18 protein-coding genes are annotated in these 20,002 nt (G+C 37.6%); 14 read left to right on the top strand and 4 right to left on the bottom strand.

Features of this window, described 5'->3' with window-relative positions; genetic code table 11:
- Positions 1 to 144 precede the first annotated feature (144 nt).
- Both GQR39_RS12860 and GQR39_RS12855 read right to left on the bottom strand, forming a co-directional pair.
- On the bottom strand, positions 145 to 732 hold the full coding sequence (locus GQR39_RS12860) for a hypothetical protein (RefSeq protein ID WP_165735787.1): 588 nt from the start codon (positions 730 to 732) through the stop codon (positions 145 to 147).
- Positions 729 to 1,229, bottom strand: coding sequence for an AHH domain-containing protein (locus GQR39_RS12855; RefSeq protein ID WP_240918207.1), 501 nt, complete (start codon positions 1,227 to 1,229; stop codon positions 729 to 731). The genes GQR39_RS12860 and GQR39_RS12855 overlap by 4 nt, the downstream gene beginning before the upstream one ends.
- Before the next feature lie 568 nt (positions 1,230 to 1,797).
- On the opposite strand from GQR39_RS12855, the gene GQR39_RS12850 reads away from it, so the two are divergent.
- On the top strand, positions 1,798 to 4,323 hold the full coding sequence (locus GQR39_RS12850) for a metallophosphoesterase family protein (RefSeq protein WP_165735786.1): 2,526 nt from the start codon (positions 1,798 to 1,800) through the stop codon (positions 4,321 to 4,323).
- Between the two features lie 133 nt (positions 4,324 to 4,456).
- On the opposite strand, the gene GQR39_RS12845 is transcribed toward GQR39_RS12850, so the two are convergent.
- Entirely contained in the window at positions 4,457 to 5,086 is a 630-nt protein-coding gene (locus GQR39_RS12845) for a hemolysin III family protein (RefSeq protein WP_165735785.1), read from the bottom strand.
- 219 nt (positions 5,087 to 5,305) lie between these two features.
- Here GQR39_RS12845 and GQR39_RS12840 point away from each other — a divergent pair, with 219 nt between their 5' ends.
- The 3 genes from GQR39_RS12840 to GQR39_RS12830 all read left to right on the top strand — a co-directional run bounded on the left by GQR39_RS12840 (position 5,306) and on the right by GQR39_RS12830 (position 9,981).
- On the top strand, positions 5,306 to 7,657 hold the full coding sequence (locus tag GQR39_RS12840) for a TonB-dependent receptor (protein WP_165735784.1): 2,352 nt from the start codon (positions 5,306 to 5,308) through the stop codon (positions 7,655 to 7,657).
- Between the two features lie 88 nt (positions 7,658 to 7,745).
- Positions 7,746 to 8,096 (top strand): hypothetical protein, encoded by a 351-nt coding sequence (locus tag GQR39_RS12835; RefSeq protein ID WP_010552983.1) that lies wholly within the window; start codon positions 7,746 to 7,748, stop codon positions 8,094 to 8,096.
- Positions 8,097 to 8,496: 400 nt separating this feature from the next.
- On the top strand, positions 8,497 to 9,981 hold the full coding sequence (locus GQR39_RS12830) for a cellulase family glycosylhydrolase (RefSeq protein WP_165735783.1): 1,485 nt from the start codon (positions 8,497 to 8,499) through the stop codon (positions 9,979 to 9,981).
- A 64-nt stretch (positions 9,982 to 10,045) separates the two neighbouring features.
- Here GQR39_RS12830 and GQR39_RS12825 read toward each other — a convergent pair whose 3' ends face one another.
- Positions 10,046 to 11,737: an alkaline phosphatase D family protein gene (locus tag GQR39_RS12825; RefSeq protein ID WP_165735782.1), complete on the bottom strand. Its 1,692-nt coding sequence runs from the start codon at positions 11,735 to 11,737 to the stop codon at positions 10,046 to 10,048.
- A 298-nt stretch (positions 11,738 to 12,035) separates the two neighbouring features.
- Here GQR39_RS12825 and GQR39_RS12820 point away from each other — a divergent pair, with 298 nt between their 5' ends.
- From GQR39_RS12820 to GQR39_RS12775, 10 genes are all read left to right on the top strand, one after another.
- Positions 12,036 to 12,308 (top strand): hypothetical protein, encoded by a 273-nt coding sequence (locus GQR39_RS12820; RefSeq protein ID WP_165722969.1) that lies wholly within the window; start codon positions 12,036 to 12,038, stop codon positions 12,306 to 12,308.
- A gap of 235 nt (positions 12,309 to 12,543) precedes the next feature.
- On the top strand, positions 12,544 to 13,122 hold the full coding sequence (locus GQR39_RS12815; RefSeq protein ID WP_165735781.1) for an LON peptidase substrate-binding domain-containing protein: 579 nt from the start codon (positions 12,544 to 12,546) through the stop codon (positions 13,120 to 13,122).
- 68 nt (positions 13,123 to 13,190) lie between these two features.
- Positions 13,191 to 13,814 (top strand): sigma-70 family RNA polymerase sigma factor, encoded by a 624-nt coding sequence (locus GQR39_RS12810; protein ID WP_010552978.1) that lies wholly within the window; start codon positions 13,191 to 13,193, stop codon positions 13,812 to 13,814.
- Entirely contained in the window at positions 13,807 to 14,487 is a 681-nt protein-coding gene (locus GQR39_RS12805) for a ChrR family anti-sigma-E factor (protein ID WP_024591091.1), read from the top strand. The genes GQR39_RS12810 and GQR39_RS12805 overlap by 8 nt, the downstream gene beginning before the upstream one ends.
- Before the next feature lie 8 nt (positions 14,488 to 14,495).
- Positions 14,496 to 15,449 (top strand): DUF523 and DUF1722 domain-containing protein, encoded by a 954-nt coding sequence (locus tag GQR39_RS12800; protein ID WP_165735780.1) that lies wholly within the window; start codon positions 14,496 to 14,498, stop codon positions 15,447 to 15,449.
- A complete protein-coding gene (phrB, locus tag GQR39_RS12795; protein WP_024592206.1) occupies positions 15,449 to 16,843 on the top strand; it encodes a deoxyribodipyrimidine photo-lyase in 1,395 nt (464 codons plus the stop codon). The genes GQR39_RS12800 and phrB overlap by 1 nt, the downstream gene beginning before the upstream one ends.
- Position 16,844: 1 nt before the next feature.
- Positions 16,845 to 17,273: a nuclear transport factor 2 family protein gene (locus GQR39_RS12790; protein ID WP_165735779.1), complete on the top strand. Its 429-nt coding sequence runs from the start codon at positions 16,845 to 16,847 to the stop codon at positions 17,271 to 17,273.
- Positions 17,274 to 17,275: 2 nt separating this feature from the next.
- Entirely contained in the window at positions 17,276 to 17,986 is a 711-nt protein-coding gene (locus tag GQR39_RS12785; RefSeq protein WP_165735778.1) for an SDR family NAD(P)-dependent oxidoreductase, read from the top strand.
- Positions 17,983 to 19,239, top strand: coding sequence for an FAD-dependent oxidoreductase (locus GQR39_RS12780; RefSeq protein WP_007580703.1), 1,257 nt, complete (start codon positions 17,983 to 17,985; stop codon positions 19,237 to 19,239). The genes GQR39_RS12785 and GQR39_RS12780 overlap by 4 nt, the downstream gene beginning before the upstream one ends.
- A complete protein-coding gene (locus GQR39_RS12775; protein ID WP_165735777.1) occupies positions 19,232 to 19,969 on the top strand; it encodes a DUF1365 domain-containing protein in 738 nt (245 codons plus the stop codon). The genes GQR39_RS12780 and GQR39_RS12775 overlap by 8 nt, the downstream gene beginning before the upstream one ends.
- The last annotated feature ends 33 nt before the right edge of the window (positions 19,970 to 20,002 follow it).

The raw sequence follows: 20,002 nt of genomic DNA, 5'->3' as shown, positions 1-20,002 counted from the left end.
ACCTGATTTATTTCAGGCATTAAAAGACCCATATCCATGTGGGTATTGAAATTACTAAAATATAACAGCTGGTTTTTAAAAGGTAGTTTTGATTTTCGTTTTATATAACGCTGCCTAAATAATGTTTTCTTTATCTAAATTAACTTAATTAGAAAAAATATTATCGAGATCTTCGTCAATATAAACACCCGTTAATCCATTATCTTCTACAGCAGATTTAAACTTATCTGTACAATACAAACGAGAACCACCTGTAAATTTACTCTTAAAAACAGGTTTATTTTTTACATCATCATTTATGAAAGCAATCTTGATATAATCTAAAGGATAACCATCTAAATATTCGCGTTCACATTTTGCTTCATCTTCTTGTCCAAATGTACGCAAGTTAAAGATTACAATAGGTTCACCATCAGCTTTTGCTTCAATAAACTCACCCAAAGGCGCTAATAAATCTTTTAAAGCTTCATAAGCATTCATCCGAAGAGCGATAAACCCATCCATGATACTTATATCGTAGTTATCTTTTAGATAACCAGGTAAAAAAGACAACTCATAACCTTCAGGCCAATACTCTAATAAAGAGTCATTATTCATATGGATATCAAGTAGAAACATGCAAGCATCTTGATTAGATGGCAACATCGGTTGTATTTTTTCAGCGAATGAAAGTATGTCCCACTCAACCATGTCGTAAGAATTAGTAACAGGTTTTAACGAGAACAACTTCATGATTTACCATCCCAATTAGCATTTTTACGCATCATAACGCTGGCTGGCATCATATGATTTTTAATTTTTATTTTCACGCCACGTAATGCATTTATGAAATCAAGCTTATTTACTTTGGTCCTCAAACTAGTAGACACCCAAACCTCATAATTATGGCGATGCAGTCTTCTGTGAGAAACAGTGTCAGGCGTTGCCCAATCATCTGACTTGTTTTTTTCAAAGTTTCTTAGCCATACCCCATTCGTTGGATCATTAATACCAATACCAAACGAGTGCATTCTTAAACGCGCAGCATATGTAAGGCGCTGTCTATAACGTCCCTTACCACACACAATATGATGTGCTTCATGATATGAAGTCGGTTTTGGCTCGCCTGCCGCTCGTAAAAACTTAGCAAGTTTTTCCGTCGGATGATACTCTTCTTCTGCTAGCTCTTTAACAGAAGTACCTTCGTTTTCTGCGCGGTAAGACTCTAAGCTTTGTTGCGCAATAAGCAAGTGTTCTAAACGCTTGCGTTCTTTTTGTAAGTGGTCGTAATCTCTTTGCAGCTTTTCCTTAGACGCAGCAGATTTACGGCGCTTATCGTCGTAATGTTTTTGGCTAGTAATTCATAATTATAAATAGCCATTTCTAAAGGGCTGGGGTTACTTGGCCGATCTGGCATCGGGTAGCGCTGTAGTTGAATCATCCTTAAATCCTTAAAATTTCCTTTTATTAGCGCGTAAAATAGCAAATAGACTATTGAGGTGCAATTATAAACGTTACACATCTAATAATTGCGATCATTTTATATTGCTTACAATGAATTACATAGCGGTCAAATTTCCAAATTAACAATGACACTCATCATAAATTTTGGTGTGGCTGTCTTGCTTAATTGATATTTAATTTGTTTGCGTATTACTCATTGTCCCCAAATTAATAAGTTTTCACTTCAGGTTTATATCACGTTAATTTCCATAAAATTGTAATACTTCCCCTGTACCTTATTTACTTTATTTCTATTTGGCAGCTGTGAAGCTAAGTTGCCATAAAATTATAATTAAATAATAGGTAAATACCCTAATGAAGGCTTTAAGCAAAACCGCTTTAATAGTTGTTATTTCCAATGCTCTTTTTGCATGTGGTTCTGATAATTTAGATTCAACAGAAAATTCTGATCAAGTTGAAAATGAAAGTACGGTAAGTACTACGGTAAGTACTACGGTGACGCAAGGAGCTAATAAACTTGCAGAAAATAATAGTGATAATGTTTGGCGCTTTGCGGTTATACCCGATACTCAAGGTCGAGATGATGATGATTATAAACAAACAATTACACATACCTACGATGGTATAACGTTATCTGTCGATATTGGTTATGACGTTAATAATGATGACATTTTTGATGGTGAAGGTTGGAAGATTGACGTATCTGACCCTTATAACGCTATTTTTGTTGATGAAAATGGAGATCCGCTTGTTGCTGGCGGCTTGCCGGTCGAAATCGCAAGTAGTGAACGTTCAGATACGCCTTATGATTTTAAACACCTTCCTGCTTTATTAGTGGACCCTATTGTTTCTAAGATAAAAGAAGAGGGGGTTTCAGTTGTACTCGCCGTAGGTGATATGACCGATGTACGCACAGAAAATGAATATGTTGAATGGATGAATAAGGTTGGCACGCCTTTAACTGAAGCCGGAATGACTGTTTTACCTGTGCGTGGTAATCACGAAATTGTAGACGGTTATGATTGGCTAAGTTGGTTTACTACTTCTGTGGATACGACAGACAATCGCTCTGTAAATAATATGGATAATGGTATTGATGCATATACCGATGCGGATTCACAGGAATTCGATCAAGGGTACAATTTATACCAACAATACCCAGGAAAACTATTAAGAAAAGGGTTAGAAAGCGGCGAAATAGTCGGCTACGAAGGTATTGAAGATCTTATGTACTATACCGTTCAAAACAATACCCTATTTATTGCTATAGACTTTTATGCCAGTGATTTAGTGTCTGTTAACTATGAAGGTACTTGGCTTCTTATTTATGATTGGTTAAAAAATGTTTTAGAAACAAAAGGGACTACGGTTGATCATATCGTTATGTTTGGTCATGAAGCTTTATCAACCAAAAAGCGTCCGTCTGTTTATAATTATGATGAATATTTTGACTATATTAGTTCGTTAAAAAGCGATGGAACAAGTGGAGATGAGGATGAAACTGAGCCAGGCATATTAGGGCTTGATACTGGTCAATTAGGTTATTTACAGCTGCAAGATGAGTCTTCACCTGGCTTAATGGATAACGTCCTTAATTTATTGAGTGAATATAAAGTTAACTATATTGCTGGCCACGATCATCAATACTCTCGTAGCTTAATTCATCCAGATAATTCGAATCCATCTGTTGGCTTTACGCAAATTGTTGCCGGTAATGCATCTTGGAAAGCGTACAACAATCGTTATGGTATTCATGATAAATATGAAACGGGTTTAGCGCAGGATAATTTTGCTCAAGTAGGTGACTACGAAGGAACAAATAGTCAGTACACTAAAGATTTAACTAAGTATGAAAAATCAAACAAAATATCATTCGTGATTGTTGAAGTTAATGGTCGTCAAATTACGTTTAAAAACTATTATGCACCGGTTAATTTCTCAGAAGCAGATATGAACATGGGTACATATTGGGATGAACCTCAAAATGCTTGGGTGCAATATGATGTTGATTCAGCAGGTAAAACCATTGAAGAAATTATCCCTATTGAATGGAGTGTAGGTGATAGTGCAAGCTATACGAGCGATGCGCTACAGCGTGTTGTTTCTCCTTACGAATCTTATTGGGCAACAACAAAAACACCTGATGAAGCCGGTTATATTGGTACGCAAGCGGCTATTTTAGATGGTTTTAATTTAACGTATAACAGTGTTGAAGTGTTAACTACCGATACCCAAGATAAAAAGCAGGTGGGCGTTGATACAAACTATCAAGATGATTTAGGGACAGGTAAAGGTGAATATACAATCTTTGCTGATGCTTATAGTATTCCTCGAGAAGAGCAAGCAATGAATGAATTGTTGTCATTAAGCTGGTTTACTGACGAGGATGCTACAACTGTATCTGATATTTTGTACATTAATGGTAATTTAAACCAAGATGGCTCATATAAAAACACAAACGGATTTGTGCAAACCAGCTCTCCTTCAGAGTTGTTTTTTGATAAAGATGCAGTGGAAACCGATAATCCAACAAATGTTATTCGCGATGGTGTAGTGACAGTTGAAGATGACGCTGATGCAATGGCGATTGCAATAACAGCTCCCGAAGGCGTTGATTTATCTACTTTAACTATTGGTCGATACAATGAAGAAACGGGTGTTTGGGACGCGTTTTTAGATGAAAACTGCTTTACTGCTACCTCTTACTCGGATGACTTTAGCGTTATGTTTCAATCGGGTGCTGGTAGTGCGCCAAGTGATGTAAGCAGCAGTTGTGGGACTTATTTGTGGGGTTATAATTATAACAATAACTCTGTTTGGGGTTTTACACATAAAGACGGTCGATTTGCTTTGGTTTTAAAAGTTGATAATGCTGGGTAAAGACCTCATTATTTTTGAATTTATATAATTTAGTGTATTTTAAATCGATATAGAGCCTGACTTTATATCGATTTTACATATGTGATCCTCTAAATATTTCGATGTGCTGCTTGTTGTGCACTTTAAGTCGTTATCAATAAACGTAATTGCTAATTGAAATATAATGGCAAACACACCCAGCAATAACAAATAAGTGCCAAATTGCGTGGCTAAATTGGGTGTTTTTAGCGCTGTAAAATAATGTACCTAAACTATAAAAAATACCGCCGGCAAGTAGCCAGTAAAGTGCTTTTACATCAACACTAGAATAAAGTGGATACACTATAGCCAGTGCAAACCAACCCATGAGCAAGTAGGTGGCGAGTGATATTTTTTTATTACCGTTTTTTACAAATACTTTGTACGCAACGCCCGCCAGTGCCACAGTCCATATAAATGTAAGTGTGGCCCATGACCAAGCACCGGTTAATGAGATTAATAAAAAGGGAGTGTAGGTGCCGGCAATTAATAAGTATATGGCGCAGTGATCGCACTTTTTATAAAAGGCTCTTAAGCGCGGTTGAATACTGGCATGGTACAAAGTGGACGACAAAAACAGTACAAATAGACTGCTGCCATAAATTACAGTACTTACATACGCTTTAGTGCTGGTGGCTTGGCTAAATAAATCCCACATAACAAATGCGGCAAATACAATACCAAGTGCATGGCTAATTACGTTTAGTTGTTCTTCTTTTTTAGAATAGGGCGCTTCTAACGACATAACAGATCCTACCACTATTTGAATGAATTTTAGTGTACAAGTGTACGCTGAGTTTTTCAATATTATAATTTTTATATGAATACAATAATTTATTGTTTTTCATAAAGTTGAAACATCAATTTAACCAATGCGTAATTAATAAGACGTAAAAAAGTCGTAATAGTTCGTTAGATTACTGGTAATTCCTAAAAACAATTAACCGGACGAACAGTGAAAAACATGAAAAATAAATTAACAACACGGCCTTTTCTTAAACTTACTAAATTGTCTGTGGCGATGATTTGCGTTACATCAACAAATAGTTTTGCAGATCAAACCATAAATAAAGAACTTGATGAAATAGTGGTTGTTGCTCAAAAGCGTGCGCAATCAATACAAGATGTGCCCGTAACAATAAGCGCCTACGATGGCGACTTTTTAGAAAGCTTGGGTATAGGTGAACTAGACACTTTATCTGAAATAACACCAGGGCTTGTTATTCAAGAGCAAAGCCCTAACAACCCGGGCTTTGTAATTCGTGGTATTACGTCTGATAGTGGGTCGTCTCAATCATCCCCTCGTGTGTCTATTTATTATAACGGAGCAGATGTATCACGCTCTCGTGGTTCATACTTTGAGCTTTTTGATGTAGAAGGGATTGAAGTTGTTAAGGGACCACAAGCGACACTGTTTGGAACAGCAGCTTCTGTAGGTGCTATTAGTGTAGCAACACGTAAACCAGAAAAAGATTTTTCGGCTCAATTAAAAGCATCCGTTGGTAATTACTCGGCCAAAGGTGCTAGTGGCTTTGTAACGGGTGGCAATGATTTATTGCAAGGCCGTGTTGCTTTTACTTATCGTGAACGTGATGGGTTTATAAAAAATATTGCAGGAGATAGTAACTCCCAAAATCCGGCTGGGTTTAAGCAAGATGATATGCATGCTATTGAGCGTTTTTCTTATCGTCCGTCTTTACGTATTACACCTAGTGACGATTTAACGATTGACTTGGTGTATACGTATGAAAAAAATGATGACTCGGGTACATCTTTTAAAAATGGGCTTTATGCACCAACCGGTGGTGATACAAGTCCATATAGCTTTGTTGAAATGCCAGGTAGTCCGTATGCAGAGTCTGTGTTTGGAAAAAAAGACTTAGGTGTAGAGCGCACAGTTAACGATTTAAATTTGACTGTAAATTGGGATGTAAGTAACGATTTAACAATCACCTCAATTACTGCAGGGCGTAATTTTGACTCTTTAGAAGTGTTTGATGCTGATGGTACGCAAGCATGGTTTTTAGAATTTGCAGAAGCTGCTGAGGGCGATCAATTTAGCCAAGAATTACGCGCTGTTTATACACAGAATAAGTTTACTAGTATTTTTGGTGTGAGTTACTTTGAAGAAGATGGTAGCCAGCGTATTCCATTTAGTACAGAGGAGTCTATATTTTTAAATTGCTTGGGCGTATTGGGTTCAGGTGTTCCTTGTATTAATAATGATGGTAGCGTTAATATTTTAACGCCAGCATTAACAGGTGGTGTAGTAAACGAGTTGCCATATTCACTAGAGTTTACAAACTATGGTGAAAACAAAGCGTACTCAGCGTTTGCTGATGTAACTTATGCTACTACTGAAGCATTAGAGTTAACAGCGGGTCTTCGTTATATAAAAGAAGAAAAGCGCAGTGGTTATAGCTCTGCAGCACCCAATAGTGTTTTAACACAAGCGCCATTGTTTACGGTTGATACAAATGGTGAAACATTCTATGGCGATGCTGATTATGATGATTGGCTGCCACGTTTTAATGCGCTTTATATAATAAACCCTACTACAAATATGTATGCGACTGTTTCAAAAGGGCGTCGTTCGGAAGTACTTGAAGTAAGTTCGGCTAACAACGAACAAGGAAATGTCGAAGCCTCTATATCAGAAGTCCCAGCGGAAATTATTTGGAACTACGAAACCGGTATTAAAGGCAAAGCGCTTGACGGGCGTTTAGATTACTCTGTCGCTGTATTTTATCAAGATTACTCTAACTTTCAGGTTACGTTACAGGATGATGAAGGCGTTGCGTTTTCTGCTGATGCGGGCTCTGCCACTAATGTTGGCGCAGAGGCTGAGGTAAGGGCGTTAATTAATAATGAGTTTGAGGTTTTTGCCAATGCGGCTTACCTTGATGCTGAAATAGATGATGATAGTAATAACGGTAACCTCGCAGGCAATAAATTTAGACTACAACCAGAGTGGACGTTTAGTACGGGGCTGTTTTATTCAACAGAATTGTCGAACTCACTTAATTTAACGAGCTCTTTAATATATAGCTACCGCTCTGAAGTGTTTTTTGAGCCAGCAAATGCGCCAATATCAGGCTTAGATATTAGCCAACCTGGGCTTGGATTAGTCAGTGCGCGCTTAGGTATCGCAAATGGTGATGACTGGGCTGTTAGTGTATTTGCTAGTAACTTATTAGATAAAGAGTATTTAGTTGATGCAGGTAATACTGGAGGGGGATTTGGCAACCCAACATTTGTTGCAGGAGCACCTCGCTTTGTTGGTATTGAGTTAACTCTCGGGTTTGGTGGACAATAATACATTTAACTACTTGATATTTTAATTGAGCCACTGCAAAGTGGCTTTTTTATGTGATCACGTTAAAGTGAATTTATATTAGGTAAAAATGAAACAAGATCTAAAAGCTGCTTTACTTACCGCCATTGTTTATCCTGGAGCGGGGCATTTTTCTCTAAAAAAACACCTTATAGGCGCTATTTTTGCGGGTGTCTTTTCTGTTCTTTTAATTTTAACCCTTCAAGATATATTTGCGATTGCACAGTGTACTGCAAATGAAATTGTACACGGAAAAATCCCCATGTCGGTTACGGCCATTTTAAAAGCCGCGCAACAACCTTCTGACGCCTGCGCTCAACTCGCTGAATATAAGTATGTACCTTTAATGATTATAATTTGGGTGCTGAGCATGATGGATGCATACCGTTTGGGCAGAAAAGCGCTGCCCACTAAAAAATAAGCCACTTAATTAGAACTCGGTTTGGTTGGCTTATTAATTTTCTTCCCGCATATTTATCCCTGATATTTAGCTATTATTGATGGCGGTAATAATTATTATTACCGCCTTTTCATTTTTATACATATTTTTTGTAACCGAGATTTTTTGCCCGCATCATGTAAACATCGTGTAAATGCCTGTATATACCCAGTAAAATCCTCAAACCTCGTTAAATCGCTCACTTGTTGATATTTAGTTAATTAAAATCCTTCTCCTTGTACCTTTTTATTCATTTAATGTTAATAAATAAATGATACTTTATGCTCGCCAAATTAACTTTGTTTAATTATTAAGTATTGGTTTTCTATCAATTTATTACGTCAAGCAATGACGACTGATAATTTCAATTTAAGGAAATACGATGAATAACAGTTCAAATAATCACAAAAGAAAGGATTTTAAAGTGGCGAGCTTATCGTTAGCTTTATTATTAGGATGCTCAACAATGGCTAATGCCGCTGTTGAGAAGTTAACGGTGAGTGGGAATCAAATTCTTGCGGGTGGAGAAAACACAAGCTTTGCAGGACCTAGCCTATTTTGGAGTAATACGGGGTGGGGCGCTGAAAAATTTTATACAGCAGAAACAGTAGCAAAGGCAAAAACTGAATTTAATGCAACATTAATTCGTGCAGCTATTGGTCATGGTACGAGTACTGGTGGTAGTTTGAACTTTGATTGGGAGGGCAATATGAGCCGTCTTGATACTGTTGTAAACGCAGCTATTAGCGAAGATATGTACGTTATTATTGATTTTCATAGCCATGAAGCACATACCGATCAAGCAACTGCAGTTCGCTTTTTTGAAGACGTAGCTACCAAATATGGGCAGTACGACAATGTTATTTATGAAATTTATAACGAGCCGTTACAAATCTCATGGGTTAACGATATTAAGCCTTACGCAGAAACAGTTATTGATAAAATTAGAGCAATCGACCCTGATAACTTAATTGTGGTTGGAACGCCTACGTGGTCGCAAGATGTTGATGTGGCATCACAAAACCCAATTGATCGTGCCAATATTGCTTACACTCTGCATTTTTATGCTGGCACACATGGTCAATCGTATCGAAATAAAGCACAAACAGCACTCGATAACGGCATTGCACTATTCGCCACAGAGTGGGGAACAGTTAATGCTGATGGCAATGGGGGTGTTAATATTAATGAAACCGATGCATGGATGGCATTTTTTAAAACAAACAATATTAGCCACGCTAACTGGGCTTTAAACGATAAAAACGAAGGTGCTTCGTTATTTACTCCAGGCGGTAGTTGGAATTCACTAACATCGTCAGGCTCTAAAGTTAAAGAGATCATTCAAGGTTGGGGTGGTGGTAGTAGCAATGTTGATTTAGATAGCGACGGGGATGGCGTAAGTGACAGCCTTGATCAGTGCAATAATACTTCCGCAGGTACAACGGTTGATAGTATTGGTTGTGCAGTAACTGACAGCGATGCCGATGGTATAAGCGATAATGTTGATCAATGCCCTAATACACCTGCAGGTGAAACTGTTAATAATATAGGTTGTGTTGTTGAAGTAGTTGAGCCACAAAGCGATGCGGATAACGATGGTGTGAATGATGATATTGATCAGTGCCCAGATACACCCGCTGGTACAAGTGTTGATACAAACGGATGCAGTGTTGTAAGTTCAACAGATTGTAATGGTATTAATGCATACCCTAATTGGGTGAACAAAGATTACTCAGGTGGTCCGTTTACTCACAATAACACTGACGATAAAATGCAATATCAAGGTAATGCATACAGTGCAAATTGGTATACAAACAGTCTTCCAGGAAGTGATGCTTCGTGGACGCTTCTTTATACTTGTAATTAAGCACGTTAAATAAAATAAACGAGAAGGTAAATAATGTGTTTACCTTCTCTTTTTATACAAAATGTTAGCCCTTATAGACACTTTGGTGTTGAGCAGCAATGTTGTAGCTTGGAGAGTTTATGTTATCTATATAGCGCCAATCGGTTGTGATTTGCTCTTTAGTAATAGTCAGTAGCATATACCCACGGTGTGATAAGTCACAATAGTTTAAATCGTTTATTAACAATGAAAGCGAGTCAGCCATTTGCTTTGCTTGTGCTGTATTAAGCGCTAAATAATGCTCCATACCCGGGGATGTAACACCAGGTGTTGCAAACTCTACTCCTACGCTTTCGCCTTTTGCATTTTTTAATGTGCCATGCCACGCATTGTGCGTATCACCTGCAACCACGACTAACTTTTTATTTAATGCGGTAACGCTTTTGTATAATGCTTCGCGCTCGCTTGGGTAACCATCCCACGCATCTAAATTATAAGGCATTAAAGTATTTACGCGTGCGAGTTGCTCGGGTGTTACCGCTTTATTTTCTAACACGGCTTTTTTAATGGCAACAAGCTCTTTTAACACCTGAGGTATTTTAGTGCGATCGGATTGCGAGAATATTTCAGTAGGTAGCCACATTTTAGTCATCAATACTTGCTGGCCCAATACTTGCCATTTTGCATTTGATTTAGTTATTGCACTCGCGAGCCAGTTTAGTTGTGTGTTACCTAGTAACTGCCTATTTGGATTATTTAAATCACTGACAAAGCGCGCAACATCCATTTGTTTGGTCTCTAGGTTTTTATAGTCGCTATAAGCAAGTTGTTTATCGCGTGCTATTACGCGCGTATCTAGCATGTGCAAGCTTATTAAATTACCAAAATCGAAGGTGCGATATATTTGCGGGCTTTGTTCGCCCATAGGCGGTCTAATTGGCAGCCATTCGTAATAGGCTTGAATAGCTGCTGCGCGACGCTTAAAAAAATCACCTTCATCAGGGGTATGATTTTCAGCACCACTTTTATAGGTATCGTTAGTAACTTCGTGATCATCCCATATTGCGATAAAAGGCGCTGCAGCGTGAAGTGCTTGTAAGCCTTGGTCTGTTCTGTAAATAGCATAGCGTTTACGATAGTCGCTAAGGGTAATAATTTCACCGCTGTTATCGGCTGCTAATTGGCGGCCAATGCTTTTAGCATTTTCGGTAGCGTATCCGCCCATTGGGTATTCGTAAATGTAATCTCCCAAATGCAGGACCACATCTAAATCTTTTTGCTTAGCGGCATCTGTGTAGGCATTAAAGTACCCAGCAGGGTAGTTTGAGCACGACACAACAGCCATTTTTATTTGTTCAATGTTATTTATTGGTAATGTTTTAGCTCGGCCAATAGGGCTTTGTGTTTGCAAACCTATAAAACGATAAAAGTACTCTGTGTTTGGAGCAAGTTCTTGTACATCTATTTTTATTGTAAAGTCTCGGCTTTTATCTGTTTGTTCTTGCCCGCTGCGAATAATGTTTTTAAATTGAGAATCACTTGCCAGTTCCCAAGCAACAGTAACTTCAAAATTTGATTGAGAAGGAGTTGCACGTGTCCAAATTATTAAAGCATGACTAAGCGGGTCGCCACTCGCTACACCGTGTTTAAATTCAATAGCCGATAGAGGTTTGTTTATTAATGTTTGAGCACAACCTGTAATGGCACTCGATACTGCGACGGTAAATATGCTTGCTGCTGAGGTTTTTAAAAAATTTCGACGTGATGAAAGAGTCATACTGCACTTTTTGAATTATTTATAGTGGTGTGCACTTTAGCGGGTAGATATGACGTTTTTATAAACGCTAAATGTATTTAGTGTGACGGTATTAATACCTTTAAATCCTTTTATTTATTAACTAAAAAGTAGTCAAAAAATTAAATTAAATGGTTAAATTAACGAGAGATGAATTTTTTAAATTAAAGTAATGCGTGTAAAGTTGTTTAATTACAATTGGTTAAGGTTTGTTTTTATGTTGGCACAACCCTTGAGTATATAACTACGTCTAAACAATACACAAACAAGGAATACCATTATGAAACATTCAATTAAAATCGCTATGGCAAGTTTATTAGTATTAGGTTCTGCGCAAGTACATGCAGTAGAAGTGGACCTAGATGTAACTGATATATTAACTCAAAGTGTAGCAAGCTATGTTAAGCAAACCACAATCGAGCTTGAAAAATCACTAAAGGAAACGCTTTATTTTGATGCTAAAACTGTTTTAGAGGGGTTATTAGATGAGCCCGTTTTAACAGATAGCACAACGCTTAAAAATACTGACACTAGTATAAAAAACGTAAAATAAACCACTTAAAGGATTAAAACGATGAGCAGTGAACTTGGATTATTTGCATTAATGTTAGCACCCGTAGTCAGTATGATTAGCGCTTATTACTCGGTTCAAGTGTTTAAAGCTATGGGAGGTTGGTTTAATCTTTAACCAATTATATAGCTGGTAATTAATTCGATTCATACAAAGCTGATCGACTTAGCAAAAGCGCACGTAAATAAAGGCAGAGTGTTTGAAATAAGTAGACTTTATGAAACGTGCGATTTTTCCATTACCCATTTTTATGTTACCTGAAGGTTATACGCGATTACGCATATTTGAGCCTCGCTATTTAAATATGGTTAAAACCGCATTAAAAAATAATACAGGGTTTGTGCTTTGTACGTTCGAGCATGACACGCCTTTTAATATAAGCGCGCAAGGTTGCCTTGTTGATATTATTGATTTTGACCAAGACGATAACGATGTATTATTAATTGATGTATTTGCATCGCAAAACGTGCAAATTAATGATGTTTATCAAGACGAAGACGAATTACGTCATGGCTTGGTATCGCCTTGTAATACGCCGTATTGGTACAAAGATTCTAACAACCACATTGGTGAACATTACCTATTACACGACGCGCTTAAAAACGTGTTTCAAGGTAATCCGGAACTTAATTTGTTGTACAAGAAAACTCATTTTGACAAGCTTCCCTGGATTGCAGCACGTTGGCTCGAACTCCTACCTGTTTCTATTGAGAAAAAACAGCAACTTGCGTTTGAAACGAATTTTGATAACCTACTGAATTTCCTCCATACTGTGATTAATAACGAATTTGCCTAAATTTTATGATCCTAAATTAATTATTGCCCGTATTACTTAATACAAAAGCAATAACGGGATAAATTATTATGGTAAGTCAACAACAGTCACCACGTTGTGAACCTAATACAGGTAAGTACACTGCCATGCCAGAAACGCCGAGTAAAGAGCTCATGCAAGCGCTTATAGATGTTGCGCAATCACGCGATAAAAAAGCGTTTTCATATTTATTTGAATACTTTGCGCCAAAAATTAAACGCTTTGGAATTAAGCAGTTTGGTGTTGAAGCTCAAGCTATGGAGCTTGTGCAAGAGACATTAACGTCTGTTTGGCGTAAAGCACATTTGTATCATAGTGAAAAAGGCGCTGCGACTACGTGGGTTTATACCGTTATGCGTAACGCTTCGTTCGATATGCTTCGTAAAATGAAAAGTAATAAAGAAGAAAATATAAGCGAAGATATTTGGCCGTTACTAAACGACTCACAAGATACGCATCACGAATACAGTGATCATTTAGAAGATAAGCAAATTAAGCGCTATTTAGACAAATTACCAATTGCTCAACGCGAAGTGGTAAGAGGCGTTTATTTTCAAGATATGTCGCAAGAGCAACTTGCACATCAACTTAATATTCCAGTAGGCACGGTAAAATCACGGTTACGTTTGGCCTTGCAAAAATTACGTAATGAAATGGGAGATCAGCATGATTAAACATCACCCGAGTGAAACTTTACTGACACAGTATTGCGATGCATCACTTGCTACATCATTGAGTTTAGCCGTTTCTATTCACGTAGATATGTGCCCTGTGTGCCAAGCTAAAGTAGCTAAAATTGAAGCAAGTAATGCAAATGCATTATTTAGTGAAGAGCCTGCTCAATTTGAGAAACCTCAAACTGAGAAATCTGATTTACTTGAAGAATTTGAACTAAATGTTCTCGATATGATCATGTCTGATGATTCTATCGATGAAGTTTACGAAGTAGAGCCTGTATCTATTAAAGTGAATGAGCATAACTACCAACTTCCACGTGCTTTAACACGTATTTCTCATAGCAAATTTACACAAGTTGGTAAGCTGGCACGATCTCGCGTTTCGCTTGATGATGGTGCGCTGCGTTCTAGCTTGCTACATATTGATGCTGGTGGCGAAATTCCTGAGCATACACATACCGGATTTGAAGTTACTTTACTACTAGACGGTGAGTTTAGTGATGAAGATGGTAATTACGTACCAGGCGATTTTATTTGGCAAGATGGTAGCCATCAACATACACCTTTAACGAAAGATGGATGTTTATGCTTTACAGTTGTCAGTAGTGCGCTACATTTTAATAAGGGCTTCAGCAAGTTACTAAATCCAATAGGTAATTTGATTTACTAAGAGAATATATGCACACAGATATAATAAAAATAGGTATAAGCGCCTGCTTAGCAGGCGAAAAAGTTAGATTTGACACAGGACATAAAAAGTCAAATTTTTGTATGGATGAACTAGGCAAACACGTTGAATACACACGGTTTTGTCCGGAAGTAGCTGTTGGTTTACCGATACCTCGTCCAACTATTCGCCAAGTTAAAGTTGGCGATACTATTAAAGTATGCCGCCCAGATGGCACCGGCGAAGTAGGACAACAACTTACTGAATATGGTAAAAAAGTTGCAACTGAACAAGCTAAAGAATTAAGCGGGTTTGTATTTTGTGCAAAAAGCCCAAGTTGCGGCATGGAGCGCATTAAAATATACAATGAAGCAGGAACAGGTAATACCTCTGAAGGCGTTGGTTTTTTTGCTGAGCAAATAATGAAGCACAACCCATTATTGCCATGTGAAGAAAACGGACGTTTAAACGACATGCATTTACGTGAAAACTTTGTAATGAGAATTTACGTATTTAAAAACTGGCAAAAATTAGTACAAGAGCCGCTTACGGTTCATAAGCTTACTCAATTTCACTCTCAGTATAAGTACTTGTTGATGGCTCATAACTATCAAGCTTATCGTGATTTGGGTAACTTGCTTGGAACTTACTTAGGCGATGATATAGATGCAGTTGCAGATGAATATATTTTAGGTTTGATGACAGGTCTGAAAAAGCCAGCTTCTCGAAGAAATAATTGCAACACCCTAATGCATTTACAAGGCTACTTTAAAAATGATTTATCGAAGGTTGAAAAACAAGAACTTCGTGATGCCATAGACGAATACCGCGAAGGATTGGTGCCATTATATGTACCACTTACCTTGTTAAAACATCATTTGAAGGTTCACCCAAATGAGTACCTTGAAAAACAAGTGTTTTTTAACCCTTACCCTCACGATTTAAAACTACGATTTGGTATTTAATGGATACATTATTTTGGTTTAGGCGCGATTTGCGCCTTTTTTCTAACGAAGCGTTAATTCAAGCGCTAAATAATGGCGCTAAACACGCCATTTTTTTTGTGTCTGAAAAACAGTGGCAACAGCACCAAGCTGCGCCTATTCAGATTGACTTACTCAAGCGCCGAGTTACTTATCTTCAATCTCAGCTTGCTGATTACGGCATTACTTTACATGTTATTGAAGCGCCTAGCTTTTCTGATTGTACGCGTGAGCTTATTGATTTTTGTAAAGCAAACGATGTAAAACACGTAATTGCTAATACAGAATATGAGCTTAATGAAGTAAACCGCGATAAAGCAATTTTGCACGAATGCGATGAGCTTTCAATTACTTTTACTTTGTACGAAGGTGATTTAATTGCACCTGTTGGAACGGTTAAAAACCAAAGTAATGAAATGTATAAAGTGTTTACTCCATTTAAGCGAGCATGGTTAAAGCAGTATCAAGATACACACTTTAGTTTGCCACAATGGCCTTTAACTTCTGACCCTATTGAGTTTGACGAGAGTGATTTACTAAAAAGTGATGGATGCTCAGATAAGTGGCCGGTTGACGACGAAACACTCTCAACCGTAGTTGATAATTTTATATGTGACAAACTTACAAGCTACGACGATCAGCGTGATATACCCAGCGTAAAAGGCACATCAGGTTTAAGCCCGTATTTAGCACTTGGTATTGTAAGCACAAAACAGCTTCTTATTAATATTCAGCAGCGTTATCCTGATATTTTAACTACGTCAAAAAGTAAAACGTTTACGTGGATTAACGAGCTCGTTTGGCGCGAATTTTACAGGCATTTAATTGCTGAATTTCCGAAGCTTTCGCGCGGTGATAACTTTAACGAAAAGTACAACGCCGTAGTGTGGCGTAAAAGCGAAAATGAATTTACAGCATGGTGTGAAGGGCGTACAGGTTACCCGTTAGTGGATGCTGCAATGCTACAACTAAAGCAAACCGGTTGGATGCACAATCGTTTACGTATGGTTGTTGCGAGCTTTTTAACTAAGCATTTATTAATAGACTGGCGCGAAGGTGAGCGCTTTTTTATGCAGCACCTAATTGATGGCGATTTAGCCTCAAATAATGGTGGCTGGCAGTGGGCTGCAAGTACCGGGTGTGATGCTCAGCCTTACTTTAGAGTTTTTAACCCTATCAGACAAAGCGAGCGCTTTGATCCAACTGGCAAGTTTATCCGTAAGTATTTGCCAGAGCTTGAAAACGTGCCAGATAAACACATTCATTTTCCACACACTTATTTAGCCGCAATAGGTAAAGATAAGGAATGTTACTGGCCAGCAATAGTTGATCATAAAGCGGCACGAGAACGTGCACTTGCTGCATTTAAGGTGTGATATGGATAACCAGTTACCAGTAGATAAATTTGTTGAAATATACCAACAGCTTGATAGCACTACTCTTGATTTATTGAGTGATATTTACTGTGACAACATACAGTTTATAGACCCGATGCATGAAATTAATGGCATTGTAGAATTGCGCAGGTACTTTGCTAACTTATATAGCAATGTTAAGCATTGTCAGTTTGATATTAATGATTCGTTTGATAGCGGCAACAATGCTTTTATCTATTGGACTATGCACTATGCACATCCAAAGCTTTCATCAGGTAAAACTATATCGGTAGAAGGTCATAGCAAGCTTATTTTTGAAAATGGCAAAATTATCAAGCACAGAGACTACTTTAATGTGGGCGAGTTGCTGTACAAACATATTCCTTTACTTGGTAGTGTTATAAAGCTAATTGATAAAAGGGCAGGTTAATTATGATCACACTTATAACGGGTGCTACTTCTGGTATTGGTGAGCAGTTAGCAATTAAATATGCACAGATGGGAGACACTGTTATAGCTTGTGGCCGTAATAGTGAAAAGCTCGCTGAGCTTGCTAAATACGACAATATTCAAGCATGTAAATTTGATGCAACTAATCTACAAGACATTAAAGAGTCGACAGTTGGCTTTCCTCATTTTGACCGTGTTATTTTAAACGCGGGTAACTGTGAATACATAGATGACGCACGAAACTTTGATAGTGCATTGTTTGAACGTGTAATAAACGTAAATTTACTCTCTATGGGGTATTGCCTTGAGGCGCTACTTCCTAAAATAAATTCAGGTGGTCAGCTTGTTTTGGTCAGCTCAAGTGTTACCTATCTTGCGCTACCTCGTTCAGAAGCTTATGGTGCATCAAAAGCGGGTGTAAGTTACTTAGCAAAAAGCTTAGCTGTTGATTTAGATGATGTTGATGTGACTTTAGTTCACCCTGGCTTTGTGAAAACTCCGCTTACTAATAAAAATGATTTCCCGATGCCTATGGCTGTTACCGCTGAAAAAGCCGCAGATTATATGATTAAGGGAATACATAAGCGCCGAAAAGATGTTCACTTTCCGTACCGTTTTACACTTATATTAAAGGCATTACGTATTTTGCCACTCCCAATTTGGCTTAAAATCGCAAAAGGATTAGCCCGTTGAAAAAAATAGCAATAATAGGAACTGGTGTATCTGGTTTAACATGTGGGCATTTGCTTCATAAACATTATGATGTAACCGTATTTGAAAAAAATGATTATATAGGTGGCCACACTGCAACGGTTGATGTTGATGTGTGCGGCATAAAATACGCAATAGATACTGGCTTTATTGTATTTAATGACAGAACTTACCCATACTTTGAAAAGTTACTATCGCGTATTGGTGTAGATAAACAAACAACGCAAATGAGCTTTAGTGTTCATAACGAAGCCACTGGCTTTGAATACAATGGCCATACGTTTACAAGCCTGTTTGCACAGCGTCGTAATATTTTTAGACCTAAGTTTTGGCGATTATTGTACGACATTGTTAGGTTTAACAAACTGTGTAAAGCACTACATGAAAAAGATGATTACCAATCTGATCAATCATTAGGGCAACTGCTTAGTGACAATCACTTTAATGACTTTTTTAAATACCATTATATCCTTCCGATGGGCGCGGCTATTTGGTCTACCAGTATTAAAGAAATGGAAAATGTAGGCGTTGAATTTTTTGTTAAGTTCTTCTTTAATCATGGCCTTTTAGATGTAACAAACAGACCACAGTGGTATGTAGTACCAGGTGGCTCTCGTCAGTATATTAAGCCACTGATCAGAGGTTTTGCTGATAAAATTAAACTTAATACAGATATTAAATCTGTTACGCGTCAAAATGATGAAGTAACAATAGAGTTTGCCAATGGTGAATTAAGTAAGTTTGATAAAGTAATATTTGCTTGTCATTCAGATCAGGCGCTTGCACTACTTGGTGATGCGACTGAGCAAGAAAAGTCAGTATTGGGTGCAATAGCTTACACTGAGAATTCAGTTGTGCTGCACACCGATACAAACCTTTTACCAGATAGAAAAGCGGCATGGGCAAGTTGGAACTACCTACTTAATAACAACACTGATAAAGCAGCTGTTGTTACTTACCAAATGAATATTTTGCAAGGTATACAATCGGATACACAGTTTTGTGTAACGCTTAATCACCTTGAAGGAATAAGCCAAAGTAAAATTTTGCGCGAGTTTACTTATCATCACCCTGTATTTAACCAAGAGTCAATTGCTGCTCAAAAGCTTAAACACAGTATTGATGGACAAAACAATAGTTATTTTTGTGGTGCTTATTGGTACAATGGTTTTCATGAAGATGGCGTACACAGTGGTGTAGATGTAGCCAAGCAACTTGGGGTCGAATTTGACTAGTGCAGTGTATTTAGGCGATATAAAACATCGCCGTTTTGCTGTTAAAGAACATCGTTTTAGTTACCCTTTGTATATGATGTGGGTTGATTTAAATAATACTCAACAACTAAATGGTGTGCATAAACACATAGGTACGTCAGGCTTAAAAGCGTTAAAATTTAATGAAGCTGATTATCTTAAAGATACCTCAGAACTTGCTAAACGACCTCTTATTGAGCGTGCGCATGATCAACTTGCCAATTTAGGTATTACTGAAACCTTTTCTCATATTTACATGCTAGGGCAGTTTCGTTGTTTTGGTGTGTATTTTAGCCCTGTTAATTTTTACTTTTTTGGCCACAACGACACCCGTTTTAAGTACATGATAGCTGAAGTGAGTAATACACCATGGAACGAACGTCATTATTATTTAGTCCCTTTAGAAAAAAAAGTGAACTTTAAGAAGGTTTTTTCCGTATCACCATTTATGAATCTGGATATGAACTATCATTGGCATGTTAAACAATCGCCTGATAAAACATTGATACACATTGAAAATAAGCGAAATGAAGAGTTATTATTTGATGCAACACTTCGCTTGAAACGTAAAGAACTCACTAACGAAGAGATTAATAAGTTGTTTAAACGTTTTCCGGCCATGACATGGTCTATTTTCAAAGGTATTTATTATCAAGCATTAAAGTTGTTTATAAAGCGAGTACCTTTTTTAGGTCACTCAGGTAAGCCTTAAAGCACATAGGTAGTCAGGACAATTAATAGGTAT

It is taken from the genome of Pseudoalteromonas sp. C8 (assembly GCF_011378685.1).
Lineage (GTDB): Bacteria > Pseudomonadota > Gammaproteobacteria > Enterobacterales > Alteromonadaceae > Pseudoalteromonas > Pseudoalteromonas arctica.
The sequence above is the reverse complement of the archived record's forward strand: the minus strand, read 5'-3'. Positions and strand labels throughout refer to the sequence as shown.

Bases quoted from the DNA above. Each gene is read 5' to 3' on its own strand.
- GQR39_RS12860 (WP_165735787.1), bottom strand. From the start codon at position 732: ATGAAGTTGTTCTCGTTAAAACCTGTTACTAATTCTTACGACATGGTT.
- GQR39_RS12850 (WP_165735786.1), top strand. From the start codon at position 1,798: ATGAAGGCTTTAAGCAAAACCGCTTTAATAGTTGTTATTTCCAATGCT.
- GQR39_RS12845 (WP_165735785.1), bottom strand. From the start codon at position 5,086: ATGTCGTTAGAAGCGCCCTATTCTAAAAAAGAAGAACAACTAAACGTA.
- GQR39_RS12840 (WP_165735784.1), top strand. From the start codon at position 5,306: ATGAAAAATAAATTAACAACACGGCCTTTTCTTAAACTTACTAAATTG.
- GQR39_RS12835 (WP_010552983.1), top strand. From the start codon at position 7,746: ATGAAACAAGATCTAAAAGCTGCTTTACTTACCGCCATTGTTTATCCT.
- GQR39_RS12830 (WP_165735783.1), top strand. From the start codon at position 8,497: ATGAATAACAGTTCAAATAATCACAAAAGAAAGGATTTTAAAGTGGCG.
- GQR39_RS12825 (WP_165735782.1), bottom strand. From the start codon at position 11,737: ATGACTCTTTCATCACGTCGAAATTTTTTAAAAACCTCAGCAGCAAGC.
- GQR39_RS12820 (WP_165722969.1), top strand. From the start codon at position 12,036: ATGAAACATTCAATTAAAATCGCTATGGCAAGTTTATTAGTATTAGGT.
- GQR39_RS12815 (WP_165735781.1), top strand. From the start codon at position 12,544: ATGAAACGTGCGATTTTTCCATTACCCATTTTTATGTTACCTGAAGGT.
- GQR39_RS12810 (WP_010552978.1), top strand. From the start codon at position 13,191: ATGGTAAGTCAACAACAGTCACCACGTTGTGAACCTAATACAGGTAAG.
- GQR39_RS12805 (WP_024591091.1), top strand. From the start codon at position 13,807: ATGATTAAACATCACCCGAGTGAAACTTTACTGACACAGTATTGCGAT.
- GQR39_RS12800 (WP_165735780.1), top strand. From the start codon at position 14,496: ATGCACACAGATATAATAAAAATAGGTATAAGCGCCTGCTTAGCAGGC.
- phrB (WP_024592206.1), top strand. From the start codon at position 15,449: ATGGATACATTATTTTGGTTTAGGCGCGATTTGCGCCTTTTTTCTAAC.
- GQR39_RS12790 (WP_165735779.1), top strand. From the start codon at position 16,845: ATGGATAACCAGTTACCAGTAGATAAATTTGTTGAAATATACCAACAG.
- GQR39_RS12785 (WP_165735778.1), top strand. From the start codon at position 17,276: ATGATCACACTTATAACGGGTGCTACTTCTGGTATTGGTGAGCAGTTA.